Raw genomic sequence first — 4,692 nt, forward strand, 5'->3', positions numbered from 1 at the left:
TGCGCAGGGGGCCGGCCCCTGCGCAGGGGGCCGGCCCCTCGGCCGTTCTCCTGCGCCGGACAGGCCCCAGGGGTGCACGGGGCAAGAACTCCCGCGCACCCCTGGGGTGTTGGTTCGGTTCGCGTCCGGCTACTGGCGGGCGCTGATGACGTCCGCCGGGCGACCGCCGAGAGCGACCCGCCCCGGGACCAGGGTCGCCAGCGCGGTGAGCAGCGCGGCGAAGCCGAGAACCCCGAGGAACATCGGCAGGTCGACGGAGGGCTGGGCGGCGCCTGTCATCCCGATGCTGAAGGCGGTGAGCACCGCCAGCGAGATGGCCGTGCCGAGCACCGCGGCGACCAGCACGATCAGGGCGGACTCGATCCTGAGCATCGACATCACCTGGCGGCGGGTCGTGCCGACGAGCCGCAGCAGGGCGAACTCCCGGGTGCGGTCCGAGACCGACATGGCCAGGGTGTTGACCACGGCGATCGCGGTGAACGCGATGATCAGGCCCATCGCGAGGTAGTTGACCTCGGCGTTGGACTGCTGCACGTCGGCCTGGAGGTTGTCGACCTGGGCGCGGTCGAGGACGCCGAGCCCCGGAAAGGCCTTGAGGGCGCCGGCCAGCTGCTCGCGGCCCGCCTTGCCGTCACCGGCCGTCTTGACGAGGACGGAGGAGGCGAGCGGGTTGTCGACGTGCCGGGAGACCAGGGCGTGCGACATGGTCAGGTCGCCGAAGCCCAGGCCCCGTTCGTAGACGGCGGCGACCTTCAGCCGGGCCACGGTCCCGTCGCCGAGCGTCACCTTGAGCGTGTCGCCGGGCTTCTTGCCGAGGTGGTCGGCGGAGACGTCGCTCATCGCGATGCTCTGGTCCCCGAAGCCCTTGAGACTGCCCCGGGAGACGTCCGGGTCCCAGTTCGTGCTGAGGCCCTGCGCGGAGATGCCCTGCGCCGGGTACTTGTCGAGGCCGACGCGGACCTGGGTCCGGACGATCTCGGTGACCCGGGTGACTCCGGGTACGGCGCGCAGTGCGTCCGTGGCCTCGGCGGGGACGCCGGGGCCGTTGGAAGCGACCACCCAGTCCGCCTTGTTGCCCGCCTTGGCCTGGGCCGTGGCGGCGTCGCCCATGGTGGTCTGCACGAACAGGACGGTGCAGGCCATGCCGATGAGCAGGACCAGCGGGGTGACGGCGGCGGCCATCCGCTTGGCGTTGGCCCGTGCGTTGGCGGTCGCGAGGTGGCCGCCGACGCGCGAGAACTTCAGCGGGATCCCGAGGATCGCGACGGCGATGCGTGCGATGACCGGGCCGAGCAGCGAGACCGCTACGGCGAGTACGACGACGGACAGGAACGTGACGGGCTGTGAGGCCGGTTCGGTGCGCAGGAAGCCCAGCAGGACGACCACACCGATGCCGAGGGCGAGGACGAGCAGCCCCACGCCGAGCCGTCCCCACGCGAAGTGGCGCTGTTCCATGGACGCCTCGGACAGGGCCTCGGCCGGGCGGATACGGGCGGTGCGGCGTGCGGAGATGCGGGCCGCGACCCACGCCCCGAGCAGGGCCGCACCGACCGCGGCGGTGAACGGCACGAAGCTGAAGGTGAGTTCGAGGGTGTCGGGGATGGCCTTGAAGTCGATGAACTTGCTGTGCAGCCAGTACGCAATGGGCAGACCCACGACCGAGCCGAGTCCGCCCGCGAGGCCGCCGATGATCAGGGCCTCGCGGCCGATCAGCTGACGGACCTGCTTGGGGGTCGCGGCGATGGCGCGCAGCAGGGCGAGTTCGCGATAGCGCTGCTGGATGGAGAGCGCGAACGTACCGACGACGACGAGGATCGCGACGAGCAGCGACGTACCGCCCATGGCGCCGCCCATGGAGACGAGCTTGACCCGGGCCTTGCCCGCGTCGAGGAACTCGATGGGGCCGCGCTCGCCGCCGGTGGCGACGGCGTACCTGCGTCCGTCGCCGGCGAGTGCCTTCTCGGCCTGGTCCGCGAGCTCGCTCGCGGAGACGCCGGGCTTGGGCATCAGGCCGACGGTCGCGACCTGGCCGGCCCGCCCGGAGAGGTTTCGGGCGGTTTCGTCCGAGAAGAACAGCGAGGTCTGCTGGTGCAGGTCGCCGCCCTTGGCCGCCGCGATGCCGCTGACCTTGTACGTGGTCGGGGCGCCGGTCGACTGGACGACGAGGTCGCTGCCGGTCTTGAGACCGGTGCGGGCCGCGAGTTCCTGGTCGACGACGACCTCGTCGGCGCCCGCGGGCGCCTTGCCGTCGGTCAGTTCGAACGGGGTCAGCTCGGCGGAGGACCAGGCGTGGCCGTAGGACGGCTTGCCGTCGACGCCGGGCACGATCTGGCCCCGGGGGCCGACCGCGTACGCCGGGAAGTTCGTCTCGGGCACCGCCTTGCGTAATCCGGGCAGGCCGGCGAGGGTCTCGGTGGTCCCCGCGGGCAGCCAGACCCGCTCGGCCAGCGGCTTCGCCTTGTGCTTCTCCTTGACCTTGCCCTTCTTCTTCTTGATGGTCGTCTGGTGGACGTTCTGGTCGGCGCCGACGATGACCGGGGCGGCGGCGTAGCGCTCGGTGGCGATGGTGCCGCGCAGACCGGTCTCCAGAAGGATGCCGCAGGCGGTGACCAGGGCGGCGGCGCAGAACAGGGCGAGGAAGGCGCCGATGAAGCCGCCCTTCCTGGCCTTGAGCGTCTGCAGTGCGTAGCGCAGCATCAGGCCCACGCTCCCAGGTGTGTCATGCGCTCGGCGACGAGGTCGGCGGTCGGGGCGTCCATCTGTCCGGCGATCTTGCCGTCGGCCAGGAAAAGGACGGTGTCGGCGTACGAGGCGGCGACCGGGTCGTGGGTGACCATGACGACGGTCTGGCCGGTCTCGTTCACGCAGTCGCGCAGCAGGGAGAGGATCTCCTTGGCGGTCACGGTGTCGAGGGCGCCGGTCGGCTCGTCGCCGAAGATGACGTCGGGCCGGGTGATGAGGGCGCGCGCGATGGCGACACGCTGCTGCTGGCCGCCGGAGAGTTCGGCGGGCCGGTGGGCGGCACGGCCGCCCAGCCCGACCCGGCCGAGGATCTCGTCGAGCCAGCTCTTGTCGAGGCTCTCGCCCGCGAGGCGCAGCGGCAGCTCGACGTTCTGACGGACCGACAGGGACGGGATGAGGTTGAACGCCTGGAAGACGAAGCCGATGCGCTGGCGGCGCAGCTTCGTCAGCTGGGTCTCGTTCATGTCGTTGAGCTGGGTGTCACCGATGTAGGACTGGCCCGTGGTCGGCTTGTCGAGGCCGGCCGCGCAGTGCAGGAAGGTGGACTTGCCGGAGCCGGAGGGGCCCATCACCGCGGTGAAGGAGCCACGCTCGATCCCCACGGACACCCCGTCCAGGGCACGTACGCCGCGGCCGTTCTTGCCGTACACCTTGGTCACGTCGGCCAGACGAAGGGCGTGCCCCCGGTTGACCGTGTTGTAGCCGTTGTCTCGGGAAGGGCGGCTCGTCTCGGTCACCATGTTGCGACCTGTCCTCTCCATAGTGGGGTTCCGGGTCTCGGGGGGATTGTTTTCGAGCGTATATGGCATCGATTCGAGCGTGGCCCGTACTTCTATATGCGATCTACTTCCTTACCCTCCCGGGTGATTGGCGCTGCGTTCGCCGCTGTGTCGAGGCGCGCCTGCGGCGCTGCACCTGGGCCGCGACGGCGGCGGCCAGACAGACCGCGTACGAGGCGACCACCCAGGGGGCCGGCGTCCGGCCCGCGGTGAGGCCGTGGACCACGGCGGCGGCCCAGCCGGCGTACGAGGCCCCGTGCAGGAGCCGGAACGGGCGGATCCAGCGGCGGGTCGCGAAGGCGCCGCGCCAGACGCCGGTGGCGGCGGCCAGCAGGAAGAGGTAGCAGGCCAGGGTGCCCAGGGCGAGCCAGAAGTCGGCGGCCGTGGTGGGCAGTCCCCGGGTGAGCAGGGCGTCGCCGGGGCCGATCCGGTGGCCCGCGATCTTCACGGTGATGTGCAGGACCAGGAAGCCGATGCCGAGGAGTCCGGCCGCGCGGTGCAGGTGCTGGGCGTACCGGCGGTGGTGGGGTGCGAGGAGGTCGCGGAAGACGGTGGTGAGACCGAGGAGTACGGAGCCCGAGAGCGCGACCAGGGCGACGACCCCGGCCATGGCGTCCAGCCAGGCCCGCAGGGGGCCTCCGGCGAGGGCGGCGGTGGTGATGAGGGCGGCGGTCAGGAGGGCCGCGGCGAGGAGCGGGAGGGGGCCGGGGAGCGGGGTGTGCGGGGGGCCGCTTTGGGGGTTGGGGGGAGGTGTGGCGGCGGATGTCGGTGAGGGTGTGGGTGTGGGGTGGTGGGTGAGGGCCATCGGTTCTCCGGGTGGTGGGTGAGCGTGCGGTGCACGGGCACCGGCCCGGTGGCGCGGATCGGGAGACGGTGCCCGGCCGGTGGGTGTGGTGTCCGCCCGGTCCGCCCCGGCGGGTCGCACTCCCGCGACACGGGGTGGGCGCGGCCCGGGGGCCTGGGGGCCACAACAGGCGTGCGCGAGTGGGCGGTTGAGCGGGACGGGGTGCGGAACGGATGTCCGCGGTGCGCGCTGTCCGGGCATGGCTTCGGGCCCCCAGAAGGAACGTGGGGCGGGGCGGGACCCCGGGGGCGGCGGGGGGGGGGGGTGGTCGGGGGCCGGGGGGGGGGGGGACGGGGGGGGGCACGTGGGGCCCCCGCGGGGGCCCGG

Annotated in this window: 3 protein-coding genes; all 3 read right to left on the bottom strand. The window is 72.5% G+C overall.

The annotated features are described in order from the left end of the window. Window positions 1-129: 129 nt before the first annotated feature. Window positions 130-2,697 (bottom strand): FtsX-like permease family protein, encoded by a 2,568-nt coding sequence (locus tag ABZY11_RS38840; protein WP_356483682.1) that lies wholly within the window; start codon window positions 2,695-2,697, stop codon window positions 130-132. Next, on the bottom strand, window positions 2,697-3,482 hold the full coding sequence (locus ABZY11_RS38845) for an ABC transporter ATP-binding protein (protein WP_356483683.1): 786 nt from the start codon (window positions 3,480-3,482) through the stop codon (window positions 2,697-2,699). The genes ABZY11_RS38840 and ABZY11_RS38845 overlap by 1 nt, the downstream gene beginning before the upstream one ends. 103 nt (window positions 3,483-3,585) lie before the next feature. Then, window positions 3,586-4,326, bottom strand: coding sequence for a hypothetical protein (locus tag ABZY11_RS38850; RefSeq protein WP_356483684.1), 741 nt, complete (start codon window positions 4,324-4,326; stop codon window positions 3,586-3,588). Between the last annotated feature and the right edge of the window lie 366 nt (window positions 4,327-4,692).

This window comes from Streptomyces sp. NPDC006510 (genome assembly GCF_040611955.1).
Taxonomy (GTDB): domain Bacteria; phylum Actinomycetota; class Actinomycetes; order Streptomycetales; family Streptomycetaceae; genus Streptomyces.